The organism is Apibacter muscae (assembly GCF_007845595.1).
Classification (GTDB): Bacteria; Bacteroidota; Bacteroidia; order Flavobacteriales; family Weeksellaceae; genus Apibacter; species Apibacter muscae.
On record NZ_SELI01000023.1, the window covers coordinates 244,104 to 261,920 of the forward strand.

Here is a 17,817-nt window from a genome sequence, read left to right on the forward strand (position 1 = left end):
CTTACTTATTTAAAATCCAAGTGCTTATCTTTGATAAGCACTTGGATTTTAAAGGACTTATTACTTAGATTCATTTTTTTTAGATTTATAATTTTCAATTGATTTATTGAAAATGCTTAGAATTACATAATAATTCTGATGATCGTAGAAATATCTTAAGTTGTAATTTAAATACGTAAATAATAAAAATTCATTGATTTGATCTTTATTTAACCCTTGATCGATAAAATATTGATCTCCTAAATAGTCTCTAATATCTTGCAAAACATTCATGCGATCTTCATAAATGTATAATTTTTCTTTCTTTTTAGTTTCTCCAGACAAGGCTCCTAGCATATTGTCTATACTAAATTTCATAGGTGCTAAACGTGCCAACTGCGAATCTAAATCTGTAGAACCGTCCATTTTTTGCGTAGGCATTAATTCTCCTAGTTTATTCATCAGTTCGTTGGTTTTATTCTTCATAGGAATTCGTTTAACATCCAATTCTAAACTTCCATAAGATTTAAGTCCTACCACTGTAACACTTTCTAAAACCGTTCCGGTAGAAATATCCAATTGAATTCTCATTTTTTTTTCTTCATACATTGTTGGTGTAACAGTTACGATTCGTTCTTCTGTATGATAAGAGGTAAATTGTATTTTATCTTCTGCTTGTGCAGGTATAACAAAATTTCCTGTTAAATCGGTTATAGTGGTATAGCCGGTATTTATATTTTTTACGTAAATATCAGCAACTGATTCCTCCGAAGAAGTATCAAAAAAATATACTTTGCCTTTCAATAATCTTTCTTGGGAATAAGTGAAACAAGAATATATAAGTATGAAACTTATGGATAGGTATTTTTTATATATATTCATTAATTTTTTAGGTATTATACAATATAAACGTTAAGAAATTCTTATTTATTTCCATTTTTAACTCATAAAATTTATTTTTTATTTACTCCTGTTAAAAATGTTTTCCAATTTTTATTGCATATTTTATCTAAAGGTACAAATTTGAATAGTAAATTGCTTAGGGAAAAAGTTATTAGTACAGTTAAAGGCTTAGTTATTAGATTTATAAAATTAATGGTAGATTCTGGAATTATTAAAGCAATTCCATAGGCGATGATTCCAACTATAAATATATATAAGTATTGAATAGTAAAGGGATGAATTTTAAATTTAGCATAGTTAAACCACAGTTTAACAATATTATATATAGTTAATGAAATAGCTGTAGCCATAGCTACTCCTTCAATACCAAGATTTAGATGTTTTATAAAAATCCAATTCGTGCATATGGTTAACCCAGCTAAAAATAGCATTGTATAGATATTAAATCTATAGTATTTTGAGTAGGTAATTATATGGCTGTTAAAACCTGTAGCTAAATCAAACAAGGTTGATACTCCTAGTATATAAATGATGGCTTTAGCATCTAAGAGATCTTTACCATTTTTCATTAATAAAAAAAGGTATTCCATCCCAGAGAGAATACATGTTAATAATACAGTTCCAAATAAAAATAAATATTTAGAAATATTTTTATAGAAGATTCCTAGTTCCTCGAATTTATGGTTTTCTATTTTTTCAACAATTATAGGCCCTGAAATTGCAAATATTCCTGCCAAAGGTATGGTTAGAAAACCTATGATTGACATTAAGATCGAGTAAATTCCATTCTGTTTATAATCTATAAGTTCCGAAATCATAAGATTATCTATGCGCAATGCTAGTTGGTTTCCTAAACTACCGAGTACTGAGAAAAAACAAAAATAAAAAACTTCAGTTCTAAAGGGTTTGTCTTTAAGAATATCTAAGCGATTACTTCTCTTATCCTTGTTTAGCTTAAAAAAATATAGCACCATTCCCAGCATAGCTATAGCAAAGAAAAAAACAAATATGGATAAGGACGCAGAGGATGAAAATCCAATATACACACAAAATACAAAACCTACTAGAGAACCTAGTTTGGGGAAAAAATTTTCGAATATTCCTGTAATGGCAACTCTTTTAAAATTGGAAACATATTTTGAAAATAGTTGAGTAATTGCTAAAAATAAGGCTGCGGGTAAAATGTATTGTTTCATTTTCCAAAAATCGGAACTGCTTATACCTGAATAATAAGTAGCTAAAAGCCAAAAGATGAGTGAAAGTATTATAAAACTTAGGAATATAAACTTTATAGAAAATAGTAAAAAATCTATTTGTTGATTTTTAGCCTTAAATTTTTGATGATATTTTATATTGGCATAACTAAGACCAAATACCATAAATGGAAAAATAATTTCTGCCGATGGTTGTATGAAACGTATTTTTCCTAAAAACTCTGTATCTGCCGGATAAATTACTATGGTAGAGAAAGTTCCCAATAAAAAACTTAAATAACTAACAATACTGTATTTTATTCCCTGCCGGGCAACAATTCCCATTCCTTAGATCAATTTAATTTTTTGGTAAGAAAATAAAATTATTTAAATATTGTTTTTTATTTTGAATATCTGAATTCTTTTGATTCGTATCTACCATTGAGGTGAAATTCTTTAATTGAAAAGAATTCTTGTCCCAAAAATAGGGATCGTAACCCAATTTTAAAATAGGCTGTATTACCTTCCATACAGATTCCTGATTATGATGCCTCTCTTCTACTTCAACGATTAAAATCGGTTTAAATTTTTGTATAGCATTTATGCCTCCAGCAATTACATCCATCTCTGCCCCCTCTACGTCTATCTTTAAAAAATCTATTTTTTTAATATGGTTTTTGTTTACGTAATTATCCAAGGTATCCGCAGGTACCCCTAATAATTTAAAAGAGGTTTCATTATCCTCAACATATTCAGTTTTTAAGGTACCTCTCGTGGATATTTCTTCATTATTTATACTGGGAACTTTAAAGGTTAATGTTCCCTGAGTATTACACAGTGCCAAATGCTCTAAATGTACAGAAGGAAATAAATGTTTAGTTCTTTTAAATAAATAAGGATTGGGTTCAAAACCATAAATATGATTAGAACCTATAATTTTTTCTACATAATAAAGGTATGATCCTACATTCGAACCAACATCAAAAAAAACATTGTTCGGTTTCAAATATTCTGATAAATAAAGAAATTCATATTCTACATTTCTTTCTTCGATATTTATTTTTGTTAAATGATTTAACTTTTTAAAAAATCTTTTTTTATATAAGTAAGGCAAGTATTTATAGGTGAATTCTATTAATTTTTCTCTAAATTTCGTCATACATTTATTAATTTATCAAAGACATTGATCATATGCTTACTTGCATTTGATTGGGAGAATAATTTGGCATTCTTTAATAATCCTTTGGTGTCTTCAATATATTTCTCAAAGGTAAGATTTTCTAAAATATTAATTAAGTCTTGATGATTTTTATAATAAAGATTATCCCAATTTTTCATTTTATAAAATTCTGGGAAAATTCCTATTTTTCCATAATAGATGCAATCGGTTTCATTTCCTGAAATCTTAGTTTTTCCATAAATTTCTTTTTGTAAATAAAAGGAGGTTTCTTTATGCACAAGACATAGTAGATAATGAGAAGAAAACATTTCAGCATCAAATTCCTTTTGTGAAATCCATTGAGAATAATATTTAATTTGAATTCTGTTCGAAAATTTAGATTTAGAAAAATTTTCTAATTTTTTTTGCATTTTAACATTTTCAGGCTTTCCTAAAAAAACAAAACATAAATTGGCTTTCGGAGCTAATTCTGGCAAGATTTTAAATATCAAGTCGTAGTCTCTTCTTATTTGGGAAATATTACCTGGAATAACAATCTTTATTTGTGATTGGTTGTATGAAATTTCAAGAGACTTATTATAAAATAGAGGAATAAAATACTTGTTTTTATTATGATCGTTACTGTTACTAAGAATTTCTTCAGATAAAAATCCGAATCCCCCTGCCCTATTTATAATACTTTTATTTTTATAAATTTTTTCTTTATAAATTAATTTTAGATAATAATAATTCAATTGTACATTGAAATTTTTAATAAGATATCTAAATTTATAATTGGTAGACTTAAAATAAAAATTTGAATTGTGAACTAATAAAAGTGTCTTATATTTTTTAAATATAAAAGCATATTTTTCAAAATTTCTATGTAGTGTATTAATAATTACTAAATCAAAATTAAACAATTTATTATTTAAATCAATAAAATGTTCAATTACTGTTATTTTAGTAGAAGTTATATCCCTTAGCTGTTTATTAATATTTTTGGATACAAAAAAATGGTATTGGTAACTATTTTGATCTTGAAGTATCCTATCCCACAAATAGAGCAAATGAGAGTGAGTTTCAAATTCTAAAATAGCTACATTCTTCATAAACCTATCTTCTGTAAAGTCTCATACCATCGAAACTTTCTTATAAACTTTATTTCTTCAGGAGTAATTTCTCTTTTCGTTTTTTTTACACTCATTTTTACATAAGTTCTGTAGGAAATAAAAAAATTCTTTACAGATTTATCTATCCATGCAGCTTTAGCACTAGAAATAAATGCAAGACCGTAGTCTAATCCTATATTATAATAGTACTTTCCTAATTTTTCTGCTTTGGTATCCTTATAGACATGGGCGGTAGGTTTTAGCAATTTAACCCAAATATCTTTAATTACCCTTACTTCCCAACCTTTCATATGGGACAATAGAACATCTAGATTATCCCAACCCAAAGTTTCCCTTAATCCTCCTATATCTTCAAAACATTGTCTTCTATAGGTTTTTATTGCTCCTCGTATATGATTTTTATTTGCAACTCCTTCATGAGCCCAAACTCCATTTTGTTTTGTATATACCAAACCTCCAACCATTCCAACTCTTGAATTAGCTTTCAATGTATTAATCATTATTTTGTAATAGTCCGGAGGTAGAATAATATCTGCATCTAACTTAGCTATTGCATCATATTGTGAATAGTCAACAGTATTTAAGCCGGAATAAAAGGTTCGTACCACCTTAGCCCCAGGACTATGTTCTGATCGATGATTGAGGCTAAGGTATTGAAAATTAGGTTTATCTTTTATAAAATTTTGAATGATCTCTGGAGATTTATCTGTGGAAGCATCATTAACTATTACCCAAGTAATTTTGTCATAAGTTTGATTTTCAAATGACTCTAAACAAGATAGAAGAAACTCTGCTTCGTTATAAACAGGTATAATTACAAGTAATTTCAATTTAATTTATTAATTTTTGTTTGAGTTTTATTTCTTTATATATTCCACACTTTTTGGTAATTTATAACTATATTCTTTCAATGATGTTTTTAAGTATTCAATATCTATTAAATCATTACTTACACTAAAGATAGCTACCTCATTATCTCCTAATGCAACAGGGTTATATTTTAGCTTCCAACTTCCTATTTCTTTATATTTTGAATAAAAATTTGGACTAAACCAACTTTTATATATAAAAATAACTTTAACATTATTATTTTCCAACTCTTCATTGGATACTTTAATAACATCTTTCTGATTTTTTTTTGCTAAGGCAATATTCGTATTTCCTAAACCAACAAGATCTACAACATGACCTTTTGAAATCAGAGAAGGATATCCTACATCATTAACTCCAATATTAGCATATGGATAGAATTCACTTATAAAAAGAGCTGTTTGATATTGTTGATTATAAATATCATTGCAAGCTAATAACAAATTTTTGGTATTATTATAAGTTCTTTTGGATAAATAATAACTTGGATATAAAAGCACAATAAAACACCCCAAATATAAAATATTCTCAAATGCCATTACTTGCTTTAAATTTATATATAAATAATATATTGAATAAAATAAAATGCATAATATGGAGGGTATAATATAAGCCTCGTATCTATCAAGCCACCCAAATTTTGAATATAAAACCTGTAAAAACAAAGCTATAAATAAGGTAACAATTATAGAATATATTCTATTTTTTCCTTTTTGTATTATTAATGTATAAATTAAAATAATTATAAAGCTTAGAAGTAATGAACGGTAAGATTTATTACTAAAATAATTTAATTTTATTAAGTTATATGGAAGAATTTTAGATATAAGTCCACCATTTTCACTAACTAAAGATGTTTTCAGTATTAATGAATATGGCAAAAATGTTCCTCCCTTAGAAATAAAATAAAATCCAAAAATTGATATTGAAAATAAAGCTATCAATCCACCCAAAATTGACAATTTAAAATTCTTTAGACATAATAATACAATACTCCCTCCTATAATAATAAATAATCCTTCATACCTTGAAATTGGTAATAAAAAACAAATTACTAAATATAAATATGCAATTTTATTACTCCTTTCTTTATACACTACAATCCTCCATAGGATAAGAATATATAAAAGTGTGAAAAAAGCATGCATGACATGTTCCATTGCAATAATAGTCATGTTAGGTAAAGGAGTTATAATTATGATAGTTAACAATAATATACTTAATAAAAAAATATTTATTTTATTTTTAAAAAAATTCCAAGCAAAATAAATTATTAGTATAGAAAAAAAAATATTTATAAATATTGAAATATAAATATTTACTCCAAAAAAATAAAAAAGTGTAGATAGGAGTACTGTAAATAATGGAGATGAAGAGGCAGAACCAAATTCATCATAACAAACGCCCCAAACCCCATTTTGAACAATATTTTTTGCTATACTCATATGAATATAAGAATCATCTAAAGGATAAATAAATATATTATTATTTTTAGAAACAAAAAATAAATATCCCACACAAAATATATAAAATAATACTGATATTATCAATATTAAATTCAATGAAGCTTTATTATTCATAAAATTAGACATACTTCTCATAAAATTAGTTTTAGTATTTATAAACTCTGTAATTGCTTATTTAAAATTTCAATTTTTTGTAAAGCATCTGCTTGTTTCTTTCTTTCTATTTCAATCACCTTTTCTGGCGCTCCATTCATAAATTTTTCATTGGACAATTTTGCCATTACCCCCTTTAAAAACCCTTGGTAATAATTAATTTCTTCTTGTAGTTTTTTCTTTTCGTCTTCTATATTGATAGTTTCTGCAAAAGGTATTGAAAACTCTGTTTTATCAATTAAAAATTTATAAGCAGGTAAATCTGTATTTTTATTACAGTAAATAGTACTTAAATTGGCTAGTTTTTTTATACTTTCCAAATTATCTATACTTTCTTCTGAACCAATATATAATTCAAAAGCTTCCTTATGAGAAATTCCTTTTCCAGATCTAAAATTTCGAACTGCGGTAACGATTTCTTTCGATTTTTCAAATTTAGCTATTAAATTATCATCGTAAGGAATATTTTCGGGATAAGTGGATATAATTAAACTTTCGTTGATATCTCTATTTTTCATATTTTGCCATATTTCTTCTGTAATAAATGGCATATAGGGATGCAACAATTTTAGTAAGTCTTCTAAAATGGAAAGTGTCTCATTGTAAGATTCTTCATCTATTTTTTCACCAAATGGAGGCTTTATTATTTCTAAATACCACGAACAATAATCATCCCAAACCAATTTATACAAGGACATTAATGCCTCAGAAATCTTATATTTTTTATAATCTAAATTGGTCTGATCAATTGTTTTAGAAATTTTATTTTTTAACCAAGTAATAGCTTCTTTATTTTCAATTGGTAAAACTTTATCTGAAGCAATTTCCCAAGACTTCACTAATCGATAAGAATTCCAAATTTTATTGGCAAAATTACGACCTTGTAAACAAAGATCTTCATCAAACATAAGATCATTTCCCGCTGATGAACTTAGCAAGACACCTACCCTAACTCCATCCGCACCGTATTGTTGAATTAGATCTATAGGGTCTGGAGAGTTTCCCAATTGTTTAGACATTTTTCTTCTTTGTTTATCCCTTACAATTCCTGTAAAATATACATTGAAAAATGGTTTTTCATTTCTAAAAGCATAACCTGCCATTACCATTCGGGCTACCCAAAAGAAAATGATATCGGGACCTGTTACTAAATCTTGGGTAGGATAATAATAATTGATTTCTTTGTTTTGGGGTTCATTAATCCCATTAAATACGGATATTGGCCATAACCAAGAAGAAAACCAAGTATCCAAAACATCTTCTTCTTGAATTAAGTTTTCAGCTTTAATGTTAGGATTTTTTTGTTGGGCTAAGATCAAAGCTTCTTCCAATGTTTCAGCCACTACAAAATCGTCTTCATCGGTTCCGTAAAAGAAAGCGGGTATACGATGTCCCCACCACAATTGTCGAGAAATATTCCAATCGTGAACATTCTCTAACCAGTTTTTATAAGTGGTTTTAAATTTTTCTGGATATAATTTTAATTCATCCTTTAAAACGACATCTAAAGCAGATTTTGAAAAATCCCCCATTTTCATAAACCATTGAATAGATAATCTAGGTTCAATTACTGCTCCCGTTCTCTCAGAAGTTCCAATCTTGTTTAAATGATCCTCTTCTTTTTCTAATAAGTTTTTTTCTTTTAATTCTTTAACAACTTCCTTTCTAACTATAAAACGGTCTTTGCCTTGGTAGTGAAGTCCTTTATCGTTTAAAGTAGCATTTTTTTCAAAAATATCAATAACTTCTAAATTATGTTTTAGACCCAATTGGTAATCATTCACATCATGGGCTGGAGTAACTTTTAAAGCACCGGTACCAAATTCTATATCTACATAAGCATCTTCAATCACTGGAACTTCTCTATTAACGATTGGTACAACTACCTTTTTTCCTTTTAGAAAAGTGTATCTTTCATCGTTGGGATTAATACATAAGGCTGAATCACCAAAAATTGTTTCCGGGCGAGTGGTGGCAACCGTTATAAATCTATCTTCATCAACAACTTTATATTTTAAATAATATAATTTTCCGTTTTGTTCTTTATAGATAACTTCTTCATCAGAAATATTGGTTTGAGCTTCTGGATCCCAATTAATCATTTTATTTCCTTTGTAGATATATCCTCTTCTATATAAATCTACAAAGCTTTTAATAACAGAAGTATATAAGTCTTTATCCAGAGTGAATTTTGTTCTGTCCCAATCGCAAGAACATCCTAATTTCTTCAATTGTTCTAAAATAATTCCCCCATGTTTATGGGTCCATTCCCAAGCATGTTCCAAAAATTTTTCTCTACCTATTTCATGTTTATTTATACCCTCTTCTTTAAGCTTGTCTACTACTTTAGCTTCAGTAGCAATAGAGGCATGATCGGTGCCAGGAACCCAACAAGCGTTAAATCCTAACATTCGCGCACGCCTAATTAAAACATCCTGAATGGTATTGTTTAACATATGCCCCATATGTAATACTCCTGTTACGTTGGGTGGAGGTATTACAATGGTATAAGGTTTTTTATCGTTGGGTTCTGAATGAAAAAATTTATGATCCATCCAAAACTGATACCATTTAGATTCTATTTGATTGGGCGAATATTTGGATTCTATTTCTGACATGAAATTTTATTTATGATTTGTAACATGGATACAAATGTAATATTTTTAGAATCTTTTTTAAAGTTGAATTATTATAATGTGTATATATTTAAAAAAAATCCAGAAAGTTAGTTTCTGGATTTTTTCATGATTAAATTATTGTAAATTATTCGATATTTTGATTACAAAATATAACATTGATATTTTTATCTTTTATCCATTTTGAATTTATGATTTTATCTAATGTTATGATTCCAATGAAATAATTTCCTTGCGGGCTAATAAATTTTTCTTCCATGGTTAAGAAATCATCAAAGCTATCAAAATCATCATAATATCTAACATACACTCTATATTTACCTGTACTTTCCAGTTTTAATGATGGATCTACATGTAAATATTTTTTATTTTCATACCTATACCCATAAGTTAAGGCAGAAATATCTGAAAGTACGGCAGAACCTGTAGGTTTATCACCAGCTCCTTTTCCAATCATTAGTTGATTTTCGGAAAAAGCACTTTCTAAAACTACACCATTGTATTCATATTTTACGTGAGCTAAAGGATCTTTATTTTCTATAAAACTAGGTGCAACCAAGCCACTAATCTCATTTCCGTTTTTCTTACAACTGGCGATTAATTTAATTGCATAGTTGCGTTGGGTAGCAAAATTTAAATCAAAATCATTAATCCTAGATATTCCAAAGTTAAAAATATTTTCTGGTTTAGTAATTAAACCAAAGGCATGGAATAAAATTATACATAACTTATATTTCGGATCAATGCCTTCCACATCTAAAGTAGGATCAGTTTCTGCAAATCCTTTATTTTGTGCCTCTTTTAATGCCTCTGGATAGGGAATATTATCATCAATCATTTGAGTAAGAATATAATTGGTAGAACCGTTAAATATTCCTGAAACTGATGTTAATAAATCATTATCATAATATTCTTCTAAATTTCTAATGATGGGTATACTTGCACATACAGATGCCTCGTATAAAAATGAAACTTGATATTTTTTCTCAAGTTCTAAAAGTTCAGGCAAATGCTCCGCAATCATTTTTTTATTGGCTGAAACAACGTCTTTACCCTTTTTCATTGCTTCTGATACAATTTCAAAAGCAGCTTCTGCATCATCAATTAATTCAACAATTACATTGATTTCCGGATCGTTTAAAAGATCTTCTTTGTGGGTTGTAAAGTATTTTGCATCTATAGGACGAGGCTTATTGGCATGCTTTATACATATTTTTTTGATATTTGCTTCTACACTACCCGTTTCCTCTAGCACTTTGTAAAGCCCTGTGCCTACGCACCCAAATCCAAAAATACCTAATTTCAACCTATTTCTTTTCATAATAATTTATCGTATTAACACAATGCTTGTTCTATATCTTTAATTAAGTCTTCAGGATCTTCAATACCTACCGATAAACGTATTAAAGAATCTTGAATACCTGTTTCTCTTCTTATTTGAGCTGGGGTTGATTTATGTGTCATTGTTGCTGGATGACTAGCTAAACTTCTCACATCTCCCAAATTCTCAGCTAATATAAATATTTTTGTTTTTGTAAGAAAGCGTGTTGCTGCTTCTAATGTATCTTCTTTTAAACTAAAAGAAACCATTCCTCCAAAAGCATCTTGTTGTTTTAAAGCAATCTCATGATTTTTATGGTTTTTTAACCCTGGATAGTACACTTTATCAATTTTTGGGTTAGTTAAAAGATATTCAGCTATTTTTTGAGCATTGGAAGAATGTTTTTGTAAACGTAAAGCTAAGGTTTGAATTCCTCTTAAAGTTAGCCATGAATCAAAAGGTGATAAAACAGCCCCTGAGGTATTTTGAATATATTTAAGTTGCTCGGCAACTTCCTCTGAATTAACTACTACGAATCCGGACAATACATCTCCATGTCCGGACAAATATTTGGTACCGCTATGAACAACTATATCTGCACCTAATTCTATTGGACGCTGCAAGGCAGGTGATAAAAAAGTATTATCTACAATCAGCCATGCTCCTATACTCTTAGCTATTTTAGCTATTTCTTTAATATCTGACACTTTTAATGTTGGATTGGTGGGAGTTTCAATCCAAATTACTTTTGTTTTATCAGAAATTGCATTTGCAACATTTTTTACATCGGTGGTATCAATAAATTTGGAAGTAATTCCAAATCGATTATATACCGTACTTAATATTCGGTAAGTACCTCCATAAATATCATTACCCGCAACCACTTCATCTCCCTGATTCAATAGCTTTAATACACAATCAGTAGCTGCTAGTCCAGAAGAAAAAGCAAATCCTGCAAATCCTACTTCCAATTCTGCTATGGCTTGTTCTACCACTTTCCTAGTCGGATTGGCAGTTCTAGAATAGGCAAATCCTTTGTGTACATCTGGAGATTCTTGGATATAGGAAGACGTTTGATAAATAGGGGTTGAAATGGCGCCAGTTAATTCATCAGGCTTAGAAATGTGTACGAGTTTGGTTTGTAATTTCATGAATTTTTTATTAATTAATTAGTAAAATTTATTAATCAATCATCAAAAAATAACTTACTCAAGAGTCTTTTAAAAAAAATAGCTTCTTCCGATAAAATTGGAAGAAGCTATTCTTAAATATTATTGTTTTAAATTTAAAGCTACTTACAACTTATCTTTCCTTATATAAGGGTTGGATGCAGCACCTACTCATTACAGAGGGTTGCTAAGGTATCATAGGGCCAAATCCCTCCACCTTTCTTGATAAGTATTTTGTTAATGATCTTAGGTTTATCTCATGCAAACTTATTTATTTTTTTTTTAGCAAACAAGAAAAATTTATTTTAATTTAACTTTTAATAGAAGTTTAAAAAATTTAAATGAAATATAAGTTAAAGATTTTAAATTAATGAAGATCCTCCATATTCAAAGGATAATCACCAAAAAGAGCGGTTAAATTTATAGCAGAATATATGGCTCTTGAATATTTATTACCTATAGCAATAATGGTAACTTTTTCATCAAGAAGATGAATAAATATTGCATTACTTCCGTGCCACCAACCGGTATGATAAACTATCTTCTTCCCGTTTTCAAAAACCATTAATCGCATTCCTAGACCATAATTCTTAATTCCTTTTTTTTCATTACTATAAGGGGTGAACATTTTTTCTAGCAAATTTTTAGGTAAAAAATTTGGAGCAAACATAGCTTTACTCAATCTAAATAAATCATCAGGAGTAGTATATAAATTCTTATCTCCGTATATCAGGTCTAAATATTCAAAATTATATGGTTTTCCATTGGCATAGTAGGATAATGTTGAATATGGCACATATTTCTCTTGAAGTATATAGGAATGATCCATGCCCAAAGGTTTAAAAATCATATAGTTTACAAGACTTGGAAAAGAAGTATTCGTAATTTTTTCAGCGATTAAGGCTAGTAGAACAAAATTTGTATTTGAGTATAAAAATTGTGTATCTCTTTTAAATAAAAGCTCCGGTTGTGTGTTTGAAAATAAGTTTAAAATGTCTTGATTAGATAGTAAGGTCGTTCTATCTGTATTTTTATCCGTTAAATAGGCATAGTTGGGTAGTCCGCTTCTGTGCGTTAATAAATCTTGTATGGTTAATTCTGAATATGGAAAGTTTTTCAGTATGGTGTTTACTTTTTGATCAAAGTTTATTTCACCTACTTCAACCAATTTTAATATTACTAAAGAGGTTAGTATTTTACTAATAGAAGCTACATGCATAGGCGTTGTAGCTGTTATAGGAGTTTTAAGATCATAATTTGAATATCCAGAATACTTTTCTAGTAAAATATTATTACCTCTAGCCACTAAAATTCCTCCACTTAATTTAGCTGTTTCCCATACATCTTTATAATATTTATTTAATATAACTTTTATTCTATTATCGTCGGCAGAATAATTATCACTTTCTGTGAAAATAGATTGAAAATTAATCCCTGAATAAGATGGAATGGGTGGATTTTGTAAACTATGATTAGAATTTTTATTTATTTTTTCAGATTTATTACAGGATATTAGGGTATTACAAAAAACTATAAAGATTAAAAGAATGAATCCTGTATATTTACTTATTATCATGAGAATTTTAAAATAATGTTTTAAATATTTAAATATTATTTATGCTATAAATTTTTTGTTATAAATAATTTAGTATATATATATCAAGCATCAACTATGCTTACAAATAATTCTACTTGCATTTACAAGAATTAAATTTTAAATTTATCTTAACAAAACTTTGAATGTAGCAATTCCTATGCCTTAAAATAGTAGAATTTAAATTTATATATAGTTTTGAGATCATTTCTTTATTAGCCTATTTTCAAAAAATTATAAAATTCATATTTTTATAATTACAACTTTAGAACTTGAAAATCTTTAATTATAAATTAAGATGGAACTCTTAAAAATTTTAAATATTCTTTCTTTTAAAATAAAAAATTATAAATTTATTTCTGGCGGAGATATTAATCAAACCTATTGTTTAGATACCGATCAAGGCAAAATGTTTTTAAAGTACAATTTAAAATCCTATTACCCTAATTTGTTCAAATGTGAATACAAAGGTTTAAAAGTGATTGAAGAATCACAAACATTTAAAATTCCTACGATCATTGAATGTAATGAAGAAAATCACTTGCAATTTTTAATTTTAAAATGGATCGAAAAAGGTACTCCCCAGAAAAAAACATGGGAAATTTTTGGTTCAAAATTAGCTAAAATGCATTGCATTCCCCAACCGTTTTATGGATTTACTGAGGATAATTATTTAGGAACTCTAGTTCAAAAAAATCCTCAATGTATATCTTGGAAAGATCTTTATAGCAATTTTAGAATCTTGCCTTTAGCAGAGAAATTATTTAATGATAAAAAATTTAATTCTAAGGATTTACTATCTACTGAGAAATTTTGTAATTCCATAAATGAAATTTTTCCAACTGAAAATCCTTCTCTTTTACATGGCGATTTATGGAGTGGAAATTTTATAATTTCTAATACACAAGAAATTTATTTCATTGATCCTGCTGTCTACTATGGACACAGAGAAATGGATCTAGGAATGTCTAAATTGTTTGGAGGATTTCCTCCCTTATTCTATGAATCCTACAACGAAGTATATCCTTTAGAGAAAGGATGGATATTTCGTTTGCCATATACACAATTGTATCCCTTAATGTTTCATGCTTATGAATTCGGAGGTTTCTATATAGATGAAGTAAGAAATATTCTAAAAAAATTTTATTAACCAATTATTTATTTCTTTTTTATAAAATTGATATTTCCTTTTAAACCAGTATACTTTGCTCTTTTGATGGCTGAATATTTAAAAATTTTTCTAAAAGTTTCCTCTTCCAAATCTTCCCAATCTTTATAAGTAAAGTCTAATAAATCTGAAGAAGGTTGAAATCTTGATTCAGTATTGGGTTTTGAAAATCGATTCCAAGGACAAACATCTTGGCAAATGTCACAACCAAAGATCCAATCCTTCATTTTTCCCTTAAACTCTTCCCCTATTTCATCTTTAAGCTCAATGGTTAAATATGAAATACATTTTCTAGAATCTATAACTTTTTCAGAAATGATTGCTTGGGTAGGACAAGCATCTATACAACGTGTGCAACTTCCACAATGGTTGGTTTTAAAAGGAGAATCATACTCTAATTCTAGATCGCAAATAATTTCTGCTAAGAAAAAGAATGAACCTTTTTGTTTAGATAATAATAATGAGTTTTTACCTATCCAGCCCAAACCTGATTTTTTAGCCCAAGCTCTTTCCATAACTGGAGCAGAATCTGTAAATACACGATAAGAGAAATCTCCCACTTTTTCTTTAATCAGATGAATTAAAAACTCAAGTTTTTCTCTGATAACTATATGGTAATCTTCTCCATAAGCGTATTTAGCTATTTTATAGGTATCGGATTTTTGAGTTTCTGATGGGTAGTAGTTGTAGGAAAAACTAATCACAGATTTGGCTCCATCTACCAATAGTGAGGGATTTAATCTTTTATCAAAATGATTTTCTAAATAAGACATTTTCCCTTGATTGCCCTCTTTCAACCATTTCTCTAAACGTGGGGCTTCTTCTTCTAAAAAGCCTGATTTAGAAATGCCACAATCTAAAAAAGAAAGTTCTTGTGATTTTTGTTTTATGAATTGAGTAAGCTGTTCTTTATTCAAAATTATAGATTAGTAGTATTGCTTACCAATCACTTTCTCTTTCATCTAGAAAAAATCCTCCTCCTGATTGTGGTGGTTTTTCGTTGGTCTTATGTTGAAGGTTTTTCATGGAAAATCTTTGGTATTCTTCTTCCTCAAATTTCAACCATTCTTCTTTCGTAAATGCTTTACCTTTAAAAATTTTATATGGTTGATTGGGGTTAACTTCAGCTTGATATTCTTCTTTTTTCTTTACCGACTGTTTTTCTTCTTCTATAGAGTGATTGGTATCCAGATCATCAATAAAAGATCTATTCCTGTAATTATCTTTCTCATTCTTGGTATCTGCATTTAGCTTTTCAGTCTCATTTTCATCATCTAAACTAGATTTTAATATCTTCATTAAAGCACCTTTTTCTCTAGTAGCTAGCATTTCTTTCAAAATACTAAAGGGTGAGAAAATCATTCCCACAGGTTCAAAATTTTTTATAACTGGTTTTTTATAATATTTTGAATTTTCATTTTTATCTATTTCCCAATCGCCACCATAATTTTTTTTAAACAATTCTCCCAAATAGCAAGAAGCATCGTAGAAGTCATCATCTTTTATAGTTACATGTTTATCTAATAGATAATTTTCTAAAGTGTTTATGGATGTCTTTGTGAAATCAATAGAAAAACCTAATTGATTCAATTTTTTAATAAAACTATCAACTATATCGTCTAAATTATAAATAAAATCTCTAAATTCTTTGTCAAAATTATTTTCCATACCCTTATATTAAAATAAATTGAATATTTATTTATGAATTACTAAGCTAATTTAAAAAATTTTCATCTAACGTGGATTAAAAAAAATTGGATGTTCTATTTTGTGAAACTTATTTTTGTGATTTTATATGGTACAAATGAAAAATCATTAGTAATAATGCAATAAATCCTCCAGTAAAAACTACTCCGAACCAATTGTAGTATTGAAATGCATTCGCTGCCAAAGCGGTGCCTATTGAACCACCTATAAAATAGCTAGTCATATATATGGTGTTTACACGATTGGATGCCTCTGGATTACTAGAAAAAATAATGGATTGATTAGTGATATGCGTAGCTTGCACCCCTATATCCACTAAAATTACTCCAACAATTAACCCTAAATAAGAAAAACCTCTCCAATAAAAGATAAACCATGATAATAATGTTAATGCAGAAAAAAGGGTAAGGAGTGTATTTTTATTGTATTTAGGAATTACCTTTCCTATAAACACAGCTACAATCGCACCGCACGCCCCTACCAATCCAAACTTACCAGATATGTTACTAGCTGCACCATTGCTTAATTGAAAATTTTTTTCTAAATGAAAGACTAAAGGTGTCCAAAAAGCACTTAAAGATCCAAATGCTAAGGCTCCTCGTAATGATGCCATTCTTAAATCAGGATCTTTTTTAAATAAATCCAACAAAGACTTCATCAGTTGTTTATAAGTGCCTTTAAATTTTGGATACACTTCGGGCAATTTAAAATAAATTAAAACAAAAAGAATAATCATTATTATAGCCGCTATGTAGTACATGGTTCTCCACCCCCAAACATCGCCCACATATCCGCTTAACACACGTGAACCTAAAATCCCTACTAGTAGTCCCCCCATTACAATTCCAACTACCTTAGGTCTCTCCTCTGGTTTGGCTAATGATGCAGCCATGGGCACAAATAATTGAGGAATTACTGAAGTAAAACCAATAACAAAACTAATAGGAAATAATAAAACTACAGATTTACTCACTGCCATAGCTAAAAGGGACATGATAACAAAAATAAAATCTATAAGAATTAATTTTTTTCTTTTAAACCTATCACCCAATGGTATGAAGAAAAACAAACCAAAAGCATAACCTATTTGTGTACACATAGTTATGGCACTAATTTGTGATTCTTTTACATTGAAGTCTTTAGCCATTAAACCCAATAGGGGTTGATTGTAATAGTTGTTAGCAACGACCAACCCAGTACTGATTGTCATTAGCCATAGTATTGAATTGGTTAATTTTGGCTGTTTTTTAATTTCCATAAATATTAATTAGTTTTGAATAGCTTGTATAAAGTTTAAAATATCATTGCATTAAAAAAGTTAACGAAGGTATACTTTTTTAAAATAAAAAAAAATAATATTGTTTCC

General features: G+C 28.3%; 14 protein-coding genes and 1 riboswitch. Of the genes, 1 reads left to right on the forward strand and 13 read right to left on the reverse strand.

Annotated elements, in window-relative coordinates:
• Window positions 1-60: 60 nt before the first annotated feature.
• The 10 genes from ETU10_RS09885 to ETU10_RS09930 form a co-directional block, all read right to left on the reverse strand.
• Window positions 61-861: a peptidase associated/transthyretin-like domain-containing protein gene (locus ETU10_RS09885; RefSeq protein ID WP_146293579.1), complete on the reverse strand. Its 801-nt coding sequence runs from the start codon at window positions 859-861 to the stop codon at window positions 61-63.
• 71 nt (window positions 862-932) lie between these two features.
• Window positions 933-2,420, reverse strand: a complete 1,488-nt coding sequence (locus ETU10_RS09890) for a lipopolysaccharide biosynthesis protein (protein ID WP_146311905.1) — start codon at window positions 2,418-2,420, stop codon at window positions 933-935.
• A gap of 13 nt (window positions 2,421-2,433) precedes the next feature.
• Window positions 2,434-3,234, reverse strand: a complete 801-nt coding sequence (locus ETU10_RS09895) for an FkbM family methyltransferase (protein WP_146311907.1) — start codon at window positions 3,232-3,234, stop codon at window positions 2,434-2,436.
• Entirely contained in the window at window positions 3,231-4,346 is a 1,116-nt protein-coding gene (locus tag ETU10_RS09900; protein ID WP_146311909.1) for a hypothetical protein, read from the reverse strand. Before ETU10_RS09900 ends, ETU10_RS09895 begins: the two co-directional genes overlap by 4 nt.
• Window positions 4,343-5,197 carry a glycosyltransferase family 2 protein gene (locus tag ETU10_RS09905; RefSeq protein WP_146262908.1) on the reverse strand — a complete coding sequence of 285 codons (855 nt, stop codon included), beginning with the start codon at window positions 5,195-5,197 and terminating at the stop codon, window positions 4,343-4,345. Before ETU10_RS09905 ends, ETU10_RS09900 begins: the two co-directional genes overlap by 4 nt.
• A gap of 27 nt (window positions 5,198-5,224) precedes the next feature.
• Complete coding sequence (locus ETU10_RS09910) at window positions 5,225-6,682, reverse strand: hypothetical protein (protein WP_146311912.1); 1,458 nt, start codon at window positions 6,680-6,682, stop codon at window positions 5,225-5,227.
• A gap of 173 nt (window positions 6,683-6,855) precedes the next feature.
• Window positions 6,856-9,474, reverse strand: a complete 2,619-nt coding sequence (locus tag ETU10_RS09915; RefSeq protein WP_146311914.1) for a valine--tRNA ligase — start codon at window positions 9,472-9,474, stop codon at window positions 6,856-6,858.
• Window positions 9,475-9,619: 145 nt separating this feature from the next.
• Window positions 9,620-10,813: a homoserine dehydrogenase gene (locus ETU10_RS09920; protein ID WP_146311916.1), complete on the reverse strand. Its 1,194-nt coding sequence runs from the start codon at window positions 10,811-10,813 to the stop codon at window positions 9,620-9,622.
• 14 nt (window positions 10,814-10,827) lie between these two features.
• The gene (locus ETU10_RS09925) at window positions 10,828-11,964 is read right to left on the reverse strand and encodes a trans-sulfuration enzyme family protein (protein WP_146311918.1); all 1,137 of its coding nucleotides are present in this window, start codon (window positions 11,962-11,964) and stop codon (window positions 10,828-10,830) included.
• A gap of 148 nt (window positions 11,965-12,112) precedes the next feature.
• A riboswitch (SAM riboswitch) is annotated at window positions 12,113-12,214 on the reverse strand.
• Between the two features lie 135 nt (window positions 12,215-12,349).
• Entirely contained in the window at window positions 12,350-13,558 is a 1,209-nt protein-coding gene (locus ETU10_RS09930) for a serine hydrolase domain-containing protein (RefSeq protein ID WP_146311920.1), read from the reverse strand.
• 316 nt (window positions 13,559-13,874) lie between these two features.
• Here ETU10_RS09930 and ETU10_RS09935 point away from each other — a divergent pair, with 316 nt between their 5' ends.
• On the forward strand, window positions 13,875-14,726 hold the full coding sequence (locus ETU10_RS09935; protein WP_146311922.1) for a fructosamine kinase family protein: 852 nt from the start codon (window positions 13,875-13,877) through the stop codon (window positions 14,724-14,726).
• Window positions 14,727-14,734: 8 nt separating this feature from the next.
• Here ETU10_RS09935 and queG read toward each other — a convergent pair whose 3' ends face one another.
• From queG to ETU10_RS09950, 3 genes are all read right to left on the reverse strand, one after another.
• The gene (gene queG, locus ETU10_RS09940; protein WP_146311924.1) at window positions 14,735-15,667 is read right to left on the reverse strand and encodes a tRNA epoxyqueuosine(34) reductase QueG; all 933 of its coding nucleotides are present in this window, start codon (window positions 15,665-15,667) and stop codon (window positions 14,735-14,737) included.
• Between the two features lie 16 nt (window positions 15,668-15,683).
• Entirely contained in the window at window positions 15,684-16,412 is a 729-nt protein-coding gene (locus ETU10_RS09945; RefSeq protein ID WP_146311926.1) for a hypothetical protein, read from the reverse strand.
• A gap of 109 nt (window positions 16,413-16,521) precedes the next feature.
• Window positions 16,522-17,709, reverse strand: a complete 1,188-nt coding sequence (locus ETU10_RS09950; RefSeq protein ID WP_146311929.1) for an MFS transporter — start codon at window positions 17,707-17,709, stop codon at window positions 16,522-16,524.
• Between the last annotated feature and the right edge of the window lie 108 nt (window positions 17,710-17,817).

Coding starts and splice junctions, on each gene's coding strand:
- ETU10_RS09885 (WP_146293579.1), bottom strand. CDS start 861: ATGAATATATATAAAAAATACCTATCCATAAGTTTCATACTTATATAT.
- ETU10_RS09890 (WP_146311905.1), bottom strand. CDS start 2,420: ATGGGAATTGTTGCCCGGCAGGGAATAAAATACAGTATTGTTAGTTAT.
- ETU10_RS09895 (WP_146311907.1), bottom strand. CDS start 3,234: ATGACGAAATTTAGAGAAAAATTAATAGAATTCACCTATAAATACTTG.
- ETU10_RS09900 (WP_146311909.1), bottom strand. CDS start 4,346: ATGAAGAATGTAGCTATTTTAGAATTTGAAACTCACTCTCATTTGCTC.
- ETU10_RS09910 (WP_146311912.1), bottom strand. CDS start 6,682: ATGAGTATAGCAAAAAATATTGTTCAAAATGGGGTTTGGGGCGTTTGT.
- ETU10_RS09915 (WP_146311914.1), bottom strand. CDS start 9,474: ATGTCAGAAATAGAATCCAAATATTCGCCCAATCAAATAGAATCTAAA.
- ETU10_RS09920 (WP_146311916.1), bottom strand. CDS start 10,813: ATGAAAAGAAATAGGTTGAAATTAGGTATTTTTGGATTTGGGTGCGTA.
- ETU10_RS09925 (WP_146311918.1), bottom strand. CDS start 11,964: ATGAAATTACAAACCAAACTCGTACACATTTCTAAGCCTGATGAATTA.
- ETU10_RS09930 (WP_146311920.1), bottom strand. CDS start 13,558: ATGATAATAAGTAAATATACAGGATTCATTCTTTTAATCTTTATAGTT.
- ETU10_RS09935 (WP_146311922.1), top strand. CDS start 13,875: ATGGAACTCTTAAAAATTTTAAATATTCTTTCTTTTAAAATAAAAAAT.
- ETU10_RS09945 (WP_146311926.1), bottom strand. CDS start 16,412: ATGGAAAATAATTTTGACAAAGAATTTAGAGATTTTATTTATAATTTA.
- ETU10_RS09950 (WP_146311929.1), bottom strand. CDS start 17,709: ATGGAAATTAAAAAACAGCCAAAATTAACCAATTCAATACTATGGCTA.